This window comes from Cupriavidus sp. PET2-C1 (assembly GCF_054515855.1).
In genome coordinates this window covers 4,358,915-4,374,732 of sequence record NZ_CM137259.1, presented here as the reverse complement: position 1 = coordinate 4,374,732, position 15,818 = coordinate 4,358,915, and the positions used below count along the sequence as shown (strand labels likewise).

14 protein-coding genes are annotated in these 15,818 nt (G+C 67.8%); 6 read left to right on the top strand and 8 right to left on the bottom strand.

From position 1 onward, the window contains the following. Positions 1–62: 62 nt before the first annotated feature. Together ACX12D_RS19775 and ACX12D_RS19770 are read right to left on the bottom strand one after the other, a co-directional pair. Complete coding sequence (locus ACX12D_RS19775; RefSeq protein ID WP_441639357.1) at positions 63–1,031, bottom strand: Bug family tripartite tricarboxylate transporter substrate binding protein; 969 nt, start codon at positions 1,029–1,031, stop codon at positions 63–65. A gap of 208 nt (positions 1,032–1,239) precedes the next feature. Next, a complete protein-coding gene (locus ACX12D_RS19770; RefSeq protein WP_459372396.1) occupies positions 1,240–2,169 on the bottom strand; it encodes a LysR family transcriptional regulator in 930 nt (309 codons plus the stop codon). Positions 2,170–2,339: 170 nt separating this feature from the next. On the opposite strand from ACX12D_RS19770, the gene ACX12D_RS19765 reads away from it, so the two are divergent. After that, entirely contained in the window at positions 2,340–3,227 is an 888-nt protein-coding gene (locus ACX12D_RS19765; protein ID WP_459372395.1) for a MerR family transcriptional regulator, read from the top strand. Between the two features lie 48 nt (positions 3,228–3,275). On the opposite strand, the gene ACX12D_RS19760 is transcribed toward ACX12D_RS19765, so the two are convergent. The 6 genes from ACX12D_RS19760 to ACX12D_RS19735 form a co-directional block, all read right to left on the bottom strand. After that, positions 3,276–3,440, bottom strand: coding sequence for a rubredoxin (locus ACX12D_RS19760; protein ID WP_441639363.1), 165 nt, complete (start codon positions 3,438–3,440; stop codon positions 3,276–3,278). Then, positions 3,437–4,309 (bottom strand): metal-dependent hydrolase, encoded by an 873-nt coding sequence (locus ACX12D_RS19755; protein ID WP_459372394.1) that lies wholly within the window; start codon positions 4,307–4,309, stop codon positions 3,437–3,439. Before ACX12D_RS19755 ends, ACX12D_RS19760 begins: the two co-directional genes overlap by 4 nt. Before the next feature lie 78 nt (positions 4,310–4,387). After that, positions 4,388–5,350, bottom strand: a complete 963-nt coding sequence (locus ACX12D_RS19750) for an alpha/beta fold hydrolase (RefSeq protein WP_459372393.1) — start codon at positions 5,348–5,350, stop codon at positions 4,388–4,390. Continuing rightward, a complete protein-coding gene (locus ACX12D_RS19745) occupies positions 5,347–6,261 on the bottom strand; it encodes an SDR family NAD(P)-dependent oxidoreductase (RefSeq protein ID WP_459372392.1) in 915 nt (304 codons plus the stop codon). Before ACX12D_RS19745 ends, ACX12D_RS19750 begins: the two co-directional genes overlap by 4 nt. A 55-nt stretch (positions 6,262–6,316) precedes the next feature. Then, a complete protein-coding gene (locus ACX12D_RS19740) occupies positions 6,317–7,897 on the bottom strand; it encodes a flavin-containing monooxygenase (protein ID WP_459372391.1) in 1,581 nt (526 codons plus the stop codon). A gap of 273 nt (positions 7,898–8,170) precedes the next feature. Then, the gene (locus ACX12D_RS19735) at positions 8,171–9,274 is read right to left on the bottom strand and encodes an AraC family transcriptional regulator (protein ID WP_459372390.1); all 1,104 of its coding nucleotides are present in this window, start codon (positions 9,272–9,274) and stop codon (positions 8,171–8,173) included. A gap of 160 nt (positions 9,275–9,434) precedes the next feature. Between ACX12D_RS19735 and ACX12D_RS19730 the strand changes: the two genes are divergently transcribed. From ACX12D_RS19730 to ACX12D_RS19710, 5 genes are all read left to right on the top strand, one after another. After that, positions 9,435–10,019, top strand: a complete 585-nt coding sequence (locus ACX12D_RS19730) for a hypothetical protein (RefSeq protein WP_459372389.1) — start codon at positions 9,435–9,437, stop codon at positions 10,017–10,019. Between the two features lie 51 nt (positions 10,020–10,070). After that, positions 10,071–11,666: a GMC family oxidoreductase gene (locus ACX12D_RS19725; RefSeq protein ID WP_459372388.1), complete on the top strand. Its 1,596-nt coding sequence runs from the start codon at positions 10,071–10,073 to the stop codon at positions 11,664–11,666. Between the two features lie 278 nt (positions 11,667–11,944). Then, positions 11,945–12,880, top strand: a complete 936-nt coding sequence (locus ACX12D_RS19720) for a TetR/AcrR family transcriptional regulator (protein ID WP_459372387.1) — start codon at positions 11,945–11,947, stop codon at positions 12,878–12,880. 324 nt (positions 12,881–13,204) lie between these two features. Then, a complete protein-coding gene (locus tag ACX12D_RS19715) occupies positions 13,205–14,077 on the top strand; it encodes a DUF1571 domain-containing protein (RefSeq protein WP_459374068.1) in 873 nt (290 codons plus the stop codon). A gap of 253 nt (positions 14,078–14,330) precedes the next feature. Further along, positions 14,331–15,683, top strand: a complete 1,353-nt coding sequence (locus ACX12D_RS19710; RefSeq protein WP_459372386.1) for a DUF2957 domain-containing protein — start codon at positions 14,331–14,333, stop codon at positions 15,681–15,683. Positions 15,684–15,818: the final 135 nt, after the last annotated feature.

Genomic DNA, 15,818 nt, shown 5'->3' with positions numbered 1-15,818 from the left:
CGGGCGGCAACCGCCGGCACCGCCACTTGCGACAAGCAAATGGTACGCCTGCCGCCGTCCCCTTATTCGTGAATGCCGGCAGTCTGGACGATGCTCTTGTACTTCACCGTCTCGCGCTTGATAAAGCTGGCGAACTGGCCCGGGCCGCCCGGCGCCACTTCCACGCCGGCCTCGGCCAGCTTCTTCTTCACGTCAGGCATGGCCAGCACGGCCTGCATCTCGGTGTTCAGGCGATCGACCACGGCGCGCGGCGTATTGGCCGGCGCCATCAGGCCAAACCACACGCCCATGTCCACGCCCTTGAGCGCGCTGCTTTCCGCCAGCGCGGGCACGTTGGGCGCCACCTGGGCGCGGTGCCCTTCGGTCACGCCGTAGGCCTTGACCCGGCCAGCCTGGATATGCGGCAGCGCCGACGACAGCACCATCACGGCGAGGTCGATCTGGCCGCCGAGCAGGTCGGTGGACATGGCGGATGCACCCTTATAGGGCACATGGGTGATGTTGACCTTGCCTTGCTGCTTGATCAGCTCGCCGGCCAGGTTCAACGGCGTGCCCACGCCGGACGACGCATAGGCCAGCTTGCCCGGCTGCGCCTTGGCCAGCGCGATCAGCTCGTCGGCATTCTTGGCCGGCAGCGCGGACTTGCCCACCAGCACCATCGGCTGGGTGCCGACGAAGGTGATCGGCGCCAGGTCGCGCTCGCCGTCGTAGCGCACGGCGGGGTTGGTCAGGCGCGCGATCGAGACCTCGCTGCCCGAGCCCATCAGCAGCGTGTAGCCGTCGGCGTCGGCCTTGACCACCTTGGACGCGCCGATGGTGCCGCCCGCGCCGCCCAGGTTCTCGATCACCACGCTCTGGCCCAGGCGCTTGCCCAGTTCCGGCGCGATGGTGCGCGCCACCAGGTCGACGCTGCCGCCCGCGGTATAGCCCACCACCAGGGAAATCGGCTTGGTCGGCCAGCCCGAGGCGCTGGCGCCGCCGGCAAGCAGGCAGAAGGATGCGGCAGCAGCCGCACGCAGCAGTTTGTTCATGGCAGGTCTCTCCGTTTTTAGATTTGCGCCGTATGCAGACAGGCAAGGTAGGCAGGCATGCGGCGATCTTAGAGAGCGTGCGGCCGCAGCAACGTGCGGCTTTGGCAATGGTGCTTGCCGTTTTGGCAAGGGTGGGGGATCGGGGACCGGGGATCGGGATCAGGCCGCTGCCCGCACCAAGGCGGGCCCGGCGCGTGGCGCCGAACAGCTAGCCCGCCACCGCCGCATGCCAGAAGGCCTCGCCCAGCGCCCGCATGGGCGCGCGCGGGCGATACAGCAGGATCTGCATCACGAGGTCCGTTTCGCCGCCCACCTCCAGCCCGGCGCGCACCAGGCGACCGGCGTGCAGGTCATCGGCGATCAGCCGCGCGGGCAGCCACGCCAGGCCCATGCGCTGGCGCACCATTTCATGCACGGATTCGGCGAAGTCGCTGACCGCGATCACGTCGAGCCGGCTGGCCAGCCCGCGCCGGGCGATCTCGCCGTTGACCATGCGGCCCAGGGTCAGCGTTGGCGCGTACGCAATCATCGGCACCGGGGCGCGCTGCCCGCGTGCGAGCAACTTGTACTGTGGGCCGCCGCCATCCGCCGCCGCGCTCACGCAAACGAGGCGCTCCTCCCCCACAAAATGGTACTGGTAGCGCGCGCTGTCCAGCGTCACCGGCTGCTCCGGCGAGTTGTAGCAAAGCAGGAAATCCGCGTCGCCTTCGGTGAAGATCGCCAGCGCGTCGTGCGTGGGAAAGGTGGAAAGCCGCGTGCGAAAGCCCGCAGCCGCCTTGTCGTTGCGCAGCGCATGGCGCAGGCCGGCCAGCCACGCCGGCACCATCGAGCGCGCCAGCGTCTTGCCGGTGACGATCACCACGGTGCTGGCATCGGCCCGATGCGCCGCGCGCAGCGCCATGCGCGTATCGTCCAGCGTGCGCAGCGCGCTCTGCGCGGCCTCCAGGAACTGCCGCCCCTCATCGGTGAGGCGCACCGGGAACACGCTGCGATCGATCAGCGGCGCGCCCGCCCAGACTTCCAGCGCCTGCATGCGGCGCCCGAACGCGGGCGGCGTGACATTGCGCAGCTCCGCCGCGCGCGCCAGGCTGCCGGCCTGGGCCAGGCACACAAAATCCTCCAGCCAGCGGATATGCATAAGGACTCGCGCCAGGGCGCGCGCAGAAGTTGAATGGGGACGATCCGGGCAAATGCCGCCGTCGCGAAGCGCGGCGCTGCGAATATTGTAGCTGTAGCGGTGCGTGCCCCGGGGCGCGGCGCCCGGCATACGACACACGGCAGCCGCACGACTCGGGTAGAATTTTTGCCATGGCCTTCTTCAAGCGCAGCGCTGCGCCCACCTCCTCCTCGTCACCCGCGTCCGCCGCCCACGATGCCGCCGGCGCCGGCAACGGCACGCCGCCGGAATACACCATCGACGAACTCGCGCGGGCGGCCGGCACCACGGTGCGCAATGTGCGCTCCTACCAGGACCGCGGCCTGATCGATCCGCCCGAGCGGCGCGGCCGGGTGGGCATCTACACGCAAACGCACCTGGGCCTGCTACGGCTGATCAACCACCTGCTGGCGCGCGGCTACACGCTGAACAATATCCAGGAACTGCTCAAGGCCATCGTGGAAGGGCATGACCTGCGCTCCATCCTCGGGCTGGAATCCGCCATCGGCAGCCCGTGGACCGACGAAGTGCCGCGCCACTATTCCTACCTGACGCTGGCCAAGCTGTTCGGCCGCGCGATATCGCGCCCGGCGCTGGCCAAGGCCATCGCGCTCGGCCTGCTGGAGCCGGACGGCATGGGCTACCTCGCGCGCAGCCCGCGCACGCTGGCCGCCGGCGCCGAGATCGCACGCGCGGGATTTCCGCTGGAAGATGTGCTGTCCATCGTCGAGCACGCACGCGGGCACTTCGAAGCCGTATCCGACCGGATCGTGGCCATGGTGGTGCGCGAACTGGACCGCTTCGGCGAAGGCAAGCTGCCACCGCCGCAAGACGTGCCGCGGCTGGTGGATATCCTCTGGCGCATCCGCCCGCTGGCGATGGTGGCGGTAGAAGCGGAAATGATGCGGGCCATGGAACGGTCGGCCAATAAATACCTCGGCGACCGCGTGGCGGCCATCATCGAGCACTTGCACGATGCGCCGGAAGACAGCGGCGCGGGCAACCCGCCCAAGGGTGGGCCGCGCAAGGCCAAGCGCTGATACAGGTACGTGCCCGCGCTCTAGCGCTCTAGCGCTCTAGCCCGCTAGCTAAAACGCCACCATCTGGAAATCGCCCTTGCGCATGCCGCAATCGGGGCAGCTCCAGTCTTCCGGCACCGCACTCCATGCCGTGCCGGGCGCGATGCCATGCTCCGGCATGCCAGCGGCTTCGTCGTAGACAAGCCCGCAAATTTCACACTGCCAGAGCTTCATGCCGCGGCCCTCACCGATGGCGCCCGGCTGGATACGCCGGCCCGCGCGGAGGTGGCCTCGATCTCCGCGATCAGCGGCTCGATGCGCGCCAGCTGCGCACGGTTGTCGTGATCCCACGGATGAAACCCCGGCCGGAAATAATCGAACCACTCCGGGATCATCTTGCGCAGCACGCCGGGCTTGCCCCACAGGAAACGCACCACGCCGCCAAAGCCGCTGAGCTTGTTGCGGCACTCGCGATCCGCCATCACCAGCCGGATGTGGAACACGAACACCATCGCCCAGAACGTCACCGTGGTGGTGAGCATGGTAAAGGTGCGCAACAGATAGCGATACAGCCCCGGCTTCATCACGGCATTCCACACGTCGTAGGCCACCGCCTTGTGCTCGGTTTCTTCCAGCGCGTGCCAGATCCACACCTGGTGATAGCCGGGCTCGGAGCCGCCCATCTGCTCCGGGTCCGCCAGCAGCCCGCCGGCAAGCATCGCGGTGTAGTGCTCGAGCGCGATGGTGTGCGCAAGCTGCCATGACTTGGGCAGTATCTTGCGCAGCACGTTGAGCAGTTTGCCGACGAAGCGGTCGAGCGGCTCGGCGGGCAGGCCCGCATCCGTCATCAGCCGGTTGTAGAGAATATGCTCGCGCGTGTGCATGGCTTCCTGGCCGATGAAGCCCGCGATGGCACGCTTGAGCTCGGGGTCGGTCACGTCGTCGCGATAGGCGCGCACGCTGTCCATGAAGAAGCGCTCGCCTGCCGGGAAGAAAATCGAAAGCGCGTTGACGAAGTGGGTGACATGGCGGCCCCGCACGTGCCAGTCGCCGATGCGGCTGGCGGGCAAGTGGGGATGCACATCGCGTCGGACTGGCATCATGATGAGTACTCCTGTCGATTCGTGGAATGCGTCGGGTGCATCGGGTGCGTCGGGTGCGTCGGGTGTTGCAACAGCGGCTCAGCGCCCGTCGAGAAAAGGCAGCAGGTCCGCCGCCACGCGCTGGGGGTCCTCTTCCATCGGGATATGGCCCAGGCCTGCGTAGCGCTGCAGCCGCGCGCCCGGGATGCGCCCGGCAAAGGCTTGCGCATGCGCCGGCGGGATCCAGCGGTCACGCTCGCCCCACAGCACCAGCGTGGGCGAGCGGATGCCATTGAGCGCTTGCGTGTCGAGCGCGTCGAAATCCAGCTTGGGCACCATGCGGCCGACCGCTTCGCGGCTGCCCTCGGCGTAGAAGAAATCGACATAGCGGCGGAAGGTGCCTTCGTCCACCCGCGAGGCATCGCCGTAGACATCGCGCGTGGCGGCGCGGATCACGCACTCCGGCAGCAGCCACGGCGCCGACCAGCGCACCGGCGCGTGGTTGAACAGCGCGATATAGAGCGGCAGCTTCATCGGGAAACCGGCGGCATCGATCAGCACCATCTTGTCGACACGCTCCGGATGGCGCACGGCCATGTCCCATGCGATCAGGCCGCCCAGCGAGTTGCCGATGACGCTGGCGCGCCGCAGGTGGATGGCGTCGCAAAAGGCGTCGATGAAGCGGCGGTACGTGTCCACATCCATGGTGAGAATGCGCCCGCGCGCATCGCGCAACGGCCCGGTCAGGCCAAAGGGCGGCAGGTCCACGCGCAGCACGCGATAGCGTTGCGCGAGTGCCGGCAGCACGCCTTGCCAGGTGTGCAGCGAGGCGCCGAAGCCGTGGATCAGCAGCAGCGGCTCGCCGTCGGGCACGCCTTCATCGGTGTAATGCACGAGCGTGCCCATGACCTGCACCCAGCGCGAGGCCGGCAGCGCGTAGCGTCTGGCAAGCGTTTCACGCGACAGGCTGAACAGCCCTACGCGGCCCTGGCCGAACCAGCGCGTGAGCGCGCCGGGTGGCTGCGAGAGGCGGCTGTCCGCCGGCATGGCGACGCGGTTCATTGCGCCTCTCCGCCATTGCCGCTGGCCTTGGCCGGCACCGTGTCGGGCACGTCCGCGGCGGGCTTGCCGAGCGGGCCTTTGCGGCGCGCGTCGAACACCACCAGCTTCTGGTAAGCCGCGGGCAGCAGCCGCGCCATCATGTCGGCGGCAACCGCATCCGGGCCGATCAGCACGCGGCGGCGGTTGTGGCGCACGCCGTCGAGGATCACGCGCGCGGCCTTGTCCGCCGTGGTGATGAAATACTTCTCGAAGTCGTCGCGGCCCTGCTGCTCGTCGTGCACCAGGAAGCCGGTGACGTTGGCGGAGATGCGGCTGGCCTGCGCAATATTGGTCTTGATGCCACCCGGGTGCACGCAGGTCGCGGACACGCCGCACGCCTGCATGTCGAGCTCCTGGCGCAGCGATTCCGTGAAGCCACGCACCGCGTACTTGCTCGCGTTGTAGCCGCTCATGCCGGGCTGCGCGAAGATGCCGAAGATGCTCGACGTATTGATCACGTGGCCTTCGCCGCTGGCCTTCAGGTAGGGCAGGAACGCCTTGGTGCCATGCACCACGCCCCAGAAGTTGATGCCCATGATCCATTCGAGGTCATCGTAGCTCATGCCCTCGATGGTGCTCGACAGCGCCACGCCGGCATTGTTGAAAATCAGGTTGATGCGCCCGTGCGTGCGCGCGGCCTGCTCGGCCCAGGCGTACATCGCGGCGCGGTTCGATACATCCACGCAGTGCTGCGTGAAAACCAGGCCCGGCGCCGCGCGCATGACCTCGGCCACCGTCTGCGCCAGGCCTTTTTCATCGCGGTCCGACAGCGCCAGCTGGCAGCCTTCGCGCGCCAGCGCGAGCGCGAGCGCGCGGCCCATGCCGGAGCCCGCGCCGGTAATGGCGGCCACCTTGTTCTTGAAATCCTTCATGCGGTGTCTCCTCGGTGTTCTTCTTGTCAGGTTCGCGGCCGGACGCGCAACGCGCTCACGCCTCGATGGCGTGGTTGGCTGCGCTGGGTGCGAGCGCGTGCTGCATCAGCGGACGGATTTCGTAGTCGGCCATGCGAAAGCGTGCGGTGGCGCGGCGGAACTGCCAGGTGAATCCGGGCCACAGCGTGGTGTTCTTGCCGGTCTTGGGGTCGAGGTACCAGCTCACGCAGCCGCCCTCCGACCACACCGCGCCCGCCAGCTTGCGCTGCAGCCCGGCGTTGTAGTCGCGCTGCGCGCTCGGGCGCACGTCGATGGCCTGCACACGCTGCTGGCCCATGGCCTTGAGCGCGCCGAGGATGTAGTTCACCTGCGACTCGATCATGAACACCATCGAGCTATGCCCCAGCCCGGTGTTTGGCCCCACCACCAGGAACAGGTTGGGGAAGCCGGCCACGGTGGTGCCCAGGTACGCCTCGGCGCCATCGCGCCAGGCGTCGAGCAGGTCGGCGCCGCGCCGGCCGAGGATGGCCCCGCGCGGAATCGGGTCGGTGGCGTGAAAGCCGGTGCCAAAGATGATGCAGTCCGCCTTGCGGCGGGTGCCGTCGCGCATCACGATGGCGTCTTCCTCCACGTGGTCGATGCCGTGAGTCACCACATCCACATTGGCGCGCGCCAGCGCGGGGTAATAGTCGTTGGAGATCAGCACGCGCTTGCAGCCGATGGTGTAGTCCGGCGTGACGGTGGCACGCAGCGCGGGATCGGCGATCTGCCGCTTGATATGGCGGCGCGCAATGCGCGCCACCACCGTCATCAGCTTGGGATGCACCACAAAGCCAAGCACGCGCGACTCCAGCGCCCAGTAGATGCCGGTGCGCATCAGCTTTTGCGTGAGCGGCAGGCGGCGGAACAGCCAGCGCTCGGCAGCCGACACCTTGCGATCGGGCTTGGGCATGATCCACGGCGGCGTGCGCTGGAACAGGTCCAGGTGCGCCACCCGCGGCGCGATCTGCGGCACGAACTGGATGGCGCTGGCGCCAGTGCCGATCACCGCCACGCGCTTGCCCGCCAGCGCGTAGTCATGGTTCCAGTGCTGCGAGTGAAACGCCTCGCCGCGAAAACGCGCCAGGCCCGGAATATCGGGATACGCCGGCCGGCTCAGGCCGCCCATGCCCGACACCAGCACGCGAGCCCGCACGCGCTTGCCATCGGCCATGTCGAGCTGCCACGTGCCGCTGGCGTCGTCCCACACGGCGCGGCGCAGTTCGTGGTTCAGGCGCAGGTGGGGGCGCAGGCGGAACTGGTCGGTGCAGCGCTCCAGGTAAGCGCGGATCTCCGGCTGCGGCGAAAACATGCGCGACCAGTTGGGGTTGGGCGCGAAAGAAAACGAGTACAGATGCGACTGCACATCGCAGGCGCAGCCCGGATAGTGGTTGTCGCGCCACGTGCCCCCGACCGAGGCGGCCTTCTCGAACAGCGCGAAGTCATGCAGGCCTGCCTGCTTGAGGCGGATCGCCATGCCCAGCCCGGCGAAGCCGGTGCCGATGATGGCGATATCGATGTGCTCGGCGGGGCCGGGCCCCTTCGGTGATGGCTGGGCTGTGGATAACTCTGGGGGCAGGTCTGCTGGCGCGTTCATAAGCTGTCTCTCGTGTCGCTGGCATGCACGGCGGGATGCCGCATTGCGTTGCAACATCCTTGATTGTGACATTGACGGATGTCATCGTAGGCACGCCAGCGCCCCGGGTCAACACGGAGATTTGAATCGCTACTCTAATTTTTAGCGGATTTTAGCGGCTCTTTGAGCGCATAAAACAGGAAGAAAGCGCGCTTTCCCGCACTGAGGGGCGTACCCACCGCTGCGTTTGAAACCGGCACCGATCTGCCGGACATGGCAAAAAGGCGACGGTGGCTATCCCGGCGCGCGGCCCAGCAACCGCTTGCGCCAGGCATTCGGGGTTTCTTGGGTCCAGCGTTTGAACGCATGGCTGAACGCGCTCTGCTCGGAAAAGCCAAGCAGCATGGCCAGCTGGGCGAGGCTGATAGCGGGGTCGGCGAGGTAGTGCTCGGCCTGCGCGCGGCGCAACCCGTCGACCAGCGCGGAGTAGCTCAGCCCCTGCGCCTGCAGCCGCCGCTGCAGCGTGCGCACCGGCAAGCGCAGGTGCGCCGCCACCGCCGCGATCGGCACATCGCCTCGATGCAGCGCCGCGCTGATAAAGGCGCGCGCCTGCGCGATCTCGCCCGCGCCGTCCGCCTCCAGCGCGCGCAGCTGGGCCTGGGCGATACGCGTCATCTGCGTCTGCATTTCTGCATCGGCCTGCATCGAAGGGCGCGCCAGCAGCGCGGGATCGATGTGCATGGCGTGGCGCCCGGCGTTGAAGACCACCGGGCAGCCGAATACCCGGGTGTAGTCGCCGGCGTGGTCACCGGGTGGCGGCGCGTGGGGAAACTCGATGCGCTCGGCAAAAAAGCCGTCGCCCAGCAGCCAGCGGGAAAAGCAGATCCACGTGGCCATGTGCAGCTCGTGCGCGTGGCGCGACAGCGGGCCGTGCTGCGCCTCCCACGTCATCCACGCGCCCTGCGCCGTTTCATGCAGGCGGGTGCGGCCGATATCGTTGGCCAGCACCTCGTAGCGGATGCCCTGCAGGATGGCCTCGCGCACCGTGGGCGTGGTCAGCACCACATAACCCATCTCGGCATAGTGGCGCGGCCGGAAAGCCGCGCCCGCGTGCAGGCCCGCCAGCGGATCGCCGGCGGCGCGCTCCAGCGCATCGAGCAGCGTCAGGTAGTGCGCAACGCCGATGCGCGTGGCGGGGCCGGCCGCGCTGTCGAGCAGGGCGGGATCGAGCCCCGCAAGCACGAGCTGGTCGGCCAGCGCGATGCCGGCGGCCTCGCCGTAGTCGAGCACGGTGCGCAGGTAGGGCAGCGACACGGTGCCGGGCGTCTCGGCGACGTAAGCAGCGCGGGCGATGTCGGTGATAGCAGCGGCGGGGAGCGCCGCGTTGGCGCGTGGCATCAAATCACCTGTCATGCGGGATCAAGACCGGGGCCTGATCTTTATCCAAACTGCGGCGAGCGTCAATGCGGGGTATCGGCAACGGGCATCGCAAGGCCCGCGCGATGCACCCGCAATGCACCCGCAAGCAGACGGATAAGCGCAAAACAGGAGACACACCATGCACACCCCGGCCACCGAGCCGCCCGCGTCCGCGCTCTCGCGGCGCGGCTTTCTCAAGATTGGCTTTGGCCTGTCCGCCGCACTCGCGTGCGCCGGCCTGGTCCCGGCATTGTCCGGCTGCTCGCCCGCGCACAAGCAACCCGCCACCGGCATGCAGTTTCTGCGCGAAGGCGACGTGGCGTTGTTCACCGCCTTGCTGCCCGCCGTGGTGGCGGAGCTCGCCGAGCGCGAGCGCGGCCCGCGCGAACTGCAGCTTGGCCAGGCCGTGCGCAATGTCGACGCCACATGCGCCGCAATGGATGCCAACGCGCGCGCGGAGTTGCGCAAGCTGCTCGACCTGCTCGCCATCGGGCCGTTGCGATGGGCACTCGCCGGCGTGGGCCAGGACTGGAAGCAGACCGACACGCAGCAGGCGCGCCGCTTTCTCGCGCGCTGGCGCGCCAGCCGCTTCGCCACCTTGAATGCCGGCGCCGTGGTGCTGGTCAAGCTCAGCAGCGTGGGCTACTACCTGCTGCCGGCGGCGTGGGCGGGCAGCGGCTATCCCGGCCCCAATCCCGCGGTCTTTCGTGCGCTGCACGCCTGAAGCCAACCCATACCCAATACCCATACCTAATACGCGAAACGCGAAACCCTCATGGCTATTCCCGATATCTATAGTGCCGGCATCGCCGCCGGCTGGAACGTGGTGGACGGCGCCGCGCTCACCGCGCCGGTTTCGCTCGACGCCGATGTGGTCATTGTCGGCAGCGGCGCCGGTGGCGGCGTAGCCGCCGAGATCCTCAGCGAAGCCGGTTTGCGCGTGGTGCTGCTGGAGGAAGGCGCGCTGCGCACCTCCGACAGCTTCAAGGACATGGACGAGGGCCGCGCCTATCGCGAGCTGTACCAGGAGGGCGCGGCGCGCGCCACTTCCGATGGCGCCATCGCCATCCTGCAAGGGCGCTCGGTGGGCGGCAGCACGACGGTGAACTGGTCGTCGAGCTTTCGCACGCCAAAGGAAACCCTGGCGCACTGGGCCGCGCACCACGCGGTAAGCGGCCACGGCGCCGCGGACATGGCACCGTGGTTCGCGCGCATGGAGGCACGGCTGTCGGTGGCGCCGTGGGGCATGCCGCCGAACAATAACAACGATGTGCTCAAGCGCGGCTGCGACAAGCTGGGCTGGGAGTCGCACGTGATCCCGCGCAATGTGAAAGGCTGCTGGAACTCCGGCTATTGCGGGCTGGGCTGCCCGGTCAACGCCAAGCAATCGATGCTGGTATCGACCATTCCCGCCGCGCTGGCCAAGGGCGCCACGCTGGTCCACCGCGTACGGGTGCGCGCGCTGGAGCATGACGGCAAGACGGTCACCACGCTTGCTGGTGAAGCGCTGGGTGCCGATGGCCGCACGCCCACTGGCATCGCGGTGACCGTGCGCGCGCGGCACTACGTGGCGGCCGGCGGCGCCATCAACACACCGGCGCTGTTGCTGCGCTCGCGCGTGCCGGACCCGTATCAGCGCGTTGGCGTGCGCACCTTCATCCATCCGGTCAACCTGAGCGTGGCGGTGATGCCCGAACAGGTCGACCCGTACTACGGCGCACCGCAATCGATCGCCTCCGATCACTTCCAGTGGAAGGATGGCGCCACCGGCCCGATGGGCTACAAGCTGGAAGTACCGCCCTTGTTCCCCGGCATCAGCGCTGGCGTGTTCAACCAGGTGGGCGAGGCGCTGCGCGCCGACATGGCCGCGCTGCCGCATACCAACGCCATGCTGGCGCTGCTGCGCGATGGCTTTGTTGCGCAGAGCGAAGGCGGGCGCGTGCGCATTGCCGACGATGGCAGCCCGGTGCTCGACTACGACATCAGCGACTATGTCTGGGACGGCATGCGGCGCGCCTGGCTGAGCATGGCCGAGGCGCAGTTCGCCGCGGGCGCGCTGCGGGTGCGGCCGGCCCACCTCGACGCGCCGTACTACGAAAGCTGGGCGCAAGCCACGCAGGGCATCGCCACGCTGCCGCTGGCCAAGTTCCGCGCCGCGCTGTTTACCGCGCACCTGATGGGCGGCTGCGCCATGAGCGACCAGCCGCAGGGCGGGGTGGTCGACAGCCATGGCCGCCATCACCAGCTGGCCAACCTGTCGGTGCTGGACGGCTCCGTGTTTCCGACCAGCATAGGGGCCAACCCGCAACTGTCTGTTTTCGCACTCAGCGCGCAGAACGCCCAGGCGCTGGCAGGGCAGCTGGCCCGATGAGCGCCGCTTGCCGCTGCGCGCGGCGGCGGGCCTTGGCCCGCAAGGCCACGCCCCCCTTTGGCAGGGAAGCAAAAGCCGGCGAGGCACGCGCGGCATGCAGGCACAATCCAATCCAATTAGAGGCAACGCTCCAAAAATGCACTTGTGAAACGCGCGCAGCGCTCGCTAGGCTCCGTACAACTGTTTCAAGCATCCGTTTGCCGTCAGAGCAGGGAGCTGCTGCAGTGTGTGGAGTTTTGCTGGGGTTGTACGGCATGACCATAAGAGAGACGCCCCCTATGAAGACCGGAAAAGGCACGGCAGGAGACACCAAGGCCCGCATTCTCGACGCCACCGAGCGCTTGTTCATCGAGGTCGGCTACGAAGGCACCTCGCTACGGCAAGTGACATCGCGCGCGATCGTCAATCTGGCCGCGGTCAATTACCACTTCCGCAGTAAAGACATCATGATGCAGGCGGTCCTGGGCCGCCGACTCGATCCGCTCAACATGCGCCGCCTGGCGCTGCTCGATGCCTGCGAGGCGCGCTGGCCGGGCGCGCAGATCCGCTGCGAACACGTGATGGGCGCGCTCTTCGTGCCCGCGCTGCAAATGGCGCGCGAGCCCGACGTGGGCGGCCCGTCGTTCCTGCGGCTGCTTGGGCGCGTGTATTCCGATACCTCGCCATTCATCCAGTCTTATCTGCTCGGCCATTACGCGCCGGTGTTCGGCCGCTTCTCCGATGCCTTCGCCCGCGCGCTGCCCGAGATCCCGCCGCAAGAGCTGGGCTGGCGCCTGAATTTTGCGCTCAAGGCGCTGGCCGGTGTGCTGGCCGGCGACGAGCTTGGCAACCTGCTGCCGGCCTTTACGCAAGGCAAGGACCTGAGCGACGCGCACGTGCTCGCCCAGTTGAGCGCGATGGTGGTGGCCGCGCTCAAGGCACCCGTGCCCGCCAGCCAGCAACTGTGCGCGCTGCAGGACGTATTCCAGATCGGCAAGACCCAGCACGCTGAAGCGCACGCCGGCCAGGCCGCGCTGGCTGCCCTGGCGGCAGAACAGGCGCAACGCGCCGACACCCTTTCCGTTGCCGTGCGCAAGACACGCCGCGCGGCACGCAACGAGGGCGCGACACGCGCCGCCGTCACCAGCATGACGGTGCGCGGCGCGCGCGAGCACCCCTTCGTCTTCCCGAGCAATCCGCTCGACGACTGGATGCGTACCCGCTCCAGAACCTAGCGGCGCGCTGGCGCCGGCCAACCGCCGGCGCAGGCCTGGCTGCCTCCAGGAACCCGAGTTGCGAGAGCCCCGCTTGAGCCAGGCATCCGGCCGCCCTTAGCCCGGCATTTCCGCGGCGATCCGCACTCAGGCATTCCGTTCTCAACGACACCACGCGTACGCCCGGCGCACGCGGTGGACCGCTGTCGCCCGCGTTTTTTGCGCGGGCCAGCGCCACAACAGGAGACCCGCATCGTGAAAGCCCCGTATTCCCATGCGCTGAGCGCACCCGTATCCGCATTGAAGAACCCATTGCCCTTGCTGCGCCATCGCGCAGCGGCCTGCATGTTCGTGCTCGCGTTCGTGTTCGTGTTCGCGCTCGCGTTGCCGGCACTCGCACAACCGCAGCCACAGTCCCCCGCCAGTGCCGGCACCGGCACCGGCACCGCCTACGACGGGCTCACGGCGCAGCAGCAGGCCGCGCTGCTGTCGAAGCAGATCGCCAGCGGCGAACTGGCGAAGCTGCCCGATGAGCAGCTGCTTGCGGCCATCAACGCACTGCAGCCCGAGGCCGCGCTGCTGTGGGCCAAGACCGAGATGAACCGCTACCCCGAGTACGAGTACTGGATGACGCGCCAGGAACGCCTCAACGGCCAGTGGCAAGACCAGCCCGCGCGCATGATGATCCGCTACCGCCACGCGCCGCGCCAGCTCTATGCGAAGTGGCTGCCAGGCGGCAGCCAGGCCGGCCAGGAAATCATCTACGACGAGACGCAGCGCAAGGATGAGATGTACGGCCACCTCGGCGGCATGCTGGGCTTCACCTCGATGTGGATCGCGCTTGACGGCACCATCGCGCGCGCGCAGTCCAACCACACGGTGCGCGACCTGGGCTTCCAGTACGTGGTGTCGATGCTGGATCGCGATGCCAGGTCGCTACGCGCCGCCGGGCTCACGGAGAAGTTCACGCGCGCGGACATCGTGCAGGAGCAGGGCATGCGCATGGTCGCGCTCACCTGGGACCTGCCGGCCGGTGCGCCACGCTATTACGCCAAGCGGGTGCAGCTGATGCTGGACCTGAAGAACCCCTGGCCGCGCGTGGAAACCGCCTGGGACGCGGAGGGCAACATGGTCGAGAAGATTGTCTTCGAGAAGGCGGTGCGCAAGACCTTCGACGCCAGCGCCTTCGATGCGAAAAACGGCGACTACAAATTCTGATGCTGCATCACCGTGCCCGCCAGGCAGCGCCGCGCGCGTTTGAATCCGCTTGCGCGGGCACGTGCGCGGCGGTTTGAACAAGCAGCGCAAGCGCTTGCGCTGCCATGCCACAGGCGCGGCACGCCATGTTTGGAACGCACGCTCTATTGACGCTCGCTGGCCCCGGCAGCGAGAGTCGCTGCACGGAAAGGACAGTGCATTGCCGCGCAAGGCGGCACGCAAAACAACAAGACCGATAAGAAGGAGACAAGTCATGGCCCGTCTGGATGTATGCAATGGCCTTGCAGCGATGGCTGGCACGAGCCTCGCACTGATGCTCGCCGCATGCGGCGGCGATGGGGTACCCAACCCGGCCAAGGCGGATGTTGCGTCCTGCGCCAGCACCAGCAGTTGCCCCGCTTCGGGTCCGGCCACTACCGGCCCGGCCGCCACGCCGTTGTGCCCCGCCTCGCTCGACTACGCGACGGTGTTCACCGGCGGCTCCGGCGGCGGCGAGCTCGTCAAGATGCAGTTCGATACCAGCGCGATGACCTACACGCTGCAGATCATCGAGTCGCCAGTGCCCAAGATCACCAACAGCGTCTATCCAACGCGTGCCGGCGTGACCTTCACCGGCAAGATCGCTAACCTCAAGTCGCTGCCCACGGCGGAGCAGAATCGCTGTGCGCTGGCATTGCAGAGCGCGACGCCATCGGACAATGCCTCGCAGGCCCTCATCGACCCCGCCAACCCGCCCGTGATTTTTGTCGGCAATGGCGTGGCGGGCGGTGGCATTCCCGGCGCCACCATCTCTTATCAAGGCGTCGCCGGGCTCGGCGTGATTCCGGCGAAGACGTTCCCGATCTATCCGGTGCTGGCGTTCGCGCAGACCGAGACTGACTTCACCAAGGTAGCGGGCACGTACAACCTGCTGGGCTACCACGTGGTGCCATCTGGCGGCAGCCTGACCCCGAGCGGCAACTTCCTGCCAGCCACCGCGCAGGCGGTCGAGACCTTGAACGCCGACGGCACCTGCACCGCCGCCAGCGGCAGTTGCCGCTCCACCGGCAACCCGTGGAAAGCACGCACGCAGAACGACGGCGCATTCGAAAGCGCGAACTACGGCGCCAACAAGCAGTACCCGTACTTCTACACCTCGTCGTTCACGGCGGGCAATAGCAGCAAGGCCAAGGGGATCATGGTCGTCGGCAAGCTGGGCGGCCAGCAAGTGCCGCTGTTGATCCGCACCGGCTACGCGCGCATCAGCCTGAACCCGCTCGACTTCGAGCTCAACGTTGACGACGAGTCCGGCCTGGCCCTGCTGGCGCCCACCACCAACCTCACCAACGCGCAGCTCAACGGCGGCTACGTGGGCTCGGGCAGCGACCTGGCCTACACCTCGTCGATCGTGCAGGGCAATGCGGTGGGGCTGATCGATCCGCTCACCATGAATGCCAAGGGTGGCTACCAGCTCGACCTCACGCAGGCCAAGCCCGGCGTGGTGACCACGGTGGACAACAGCGGCACGCCCGGCGCGCTGATCTCGACCGGCCATGTGTTCGCCCACCTTGCCGGCGCTGCCGGCAGCAACCCGACGTTCCGCGTGAGCGTATTCGCGAGCCCCTGAGTGGACCCCTGAGTGGGCCCCTGAGTGAGCCCCCCCCCCTGAGTCGGCCCCCCGACCACGAAGAATAAACAAAGAAGCACCACGCGCGAAACAGCGCTTCAGGAGACAGCATCATGCATCAGCATCCTTTGCAGC